This is a genomic window from Acidovorax sp. KPB24-07 (assembly GCF_057543315.1).
Genome location: NZ_BAAJYS010000686.1, coordinates 1 through 1,199, shown reverse-complemented (window position 1 = coordinate 1,199; position 1,199 = coordinate 1). Strand labels below are relative to the sequence as shown.

General features: G+C 69.7%; 1 protein-coding gene. It reads right to left on the bottom strand.

What is annotated here, in order from left to right:
* A partial coding sequence (locus AC27IQ_RS25010) for a Bug family tripartite tricarboxylate transporter substrate binding protein (RefSeq protein ID WP_487091222.1) occupies nucleotides 1–834 on the bottom strand: 834 nt, incomplete at its 3' end.
* Nucleotides 835–1,199 lie beyond the last annotated feature (365 nt).

Here is a 1,199-nt window from a genome sequence, read left to right as displayed (position 1 = left end):
CGTCTCGGGCATGGCCAGCACCTCGTTCACCGCGTCGTGCACCTTCTGCTGCACGCTTGGGCGTGGCGGCAGGCATGTAGATGCCGTACAGGCGCTGTGTCCACCTGCGGCAGGCCGGCTCGGCATGGTGGGCACCTGCGGCAGCTGCGGGTTGCGCTGCGGCGTGGTCACGGCCAGGGCGCGCATCTTGGCGGACTTGATCTGGCCCAGCACTGAGGGCATGGTGTCGAAGCTCATCTGCACCTGGCCGCCCACCAGATCGACCAGCGCGGTGCCGCTGCCCTTGTACGGCACGTGCATCAGGTCGATGCCGGCCGCGTCCTTGAACATCTCGGCCGCGATGTGCTGCGTGCTGCCCGCGCCGCTGCTGGCGAAGTTGATGGTGCCGGGCGCTTTCTTCGCCAGGGCCACCAGCTCCTTGACCGACTGCGCGGGCAGGGCGTTGGTCACCACCAGCACGTTGGGCACCGCGCCCACGAAGGCCACCGGCACCAGGTCGCGGTTGTTGTCGTAGGCCAGCTTCAAGAGGTGCGGGGCGATGGCGTGCGCGGTGACCACGCCCATCACCATCGTGTGGCCATCGGTGGCCTTGGCGGTGGCATCGGCCGCCAGCGTGTTGGAGGCCCCGGGGCGGTTTTCCACCACCGTGGGCTGCTTGAGCAGCGGGCCCAGCCGGTCGGCCACGGCACGGGCCATGGCGTCGGTGCCGCCGCCCGGGGCCGAGCCCACCAGGATGCGGACGGGCCGGGTCGGCCATTCCTGGGCGCTGGCGTCCAGGGGGATGAGGACGGCGGCGGCCAGGGCCAGGCCGGGCAGGGGGATGCGGCACCACATGGTTTGTCTCCTGTTGTATGCATGCCCATGGACCGGGCATTGAGGGGCATCCTAGGGCGCGGCCTGCGGGCCGTAAATTGAAATGAAATGATGGATTGATATCCATTGGTTATCGTTTCCGGTCGCGTGTGGATGCCACCGGAATGGGGGCCTGCGGTTGAATGACCCGCGCGCGGCTCACTAAACTCGGCGCTGCTCCATCCCCACCGGATTCCCACCCTCCATGCACCGACTGCCCTGGCCCTTCCCGCCCTTTTGGCCTGGGCCGCCGCATGGCTGGCGTACCTGGGCCTGCAGGGCCGGGTGGCGCCGGTGGCGGCGCTGATCGCGGCCTGCGCCGTGGGCACCGCGGCCAGCGTGCTGGG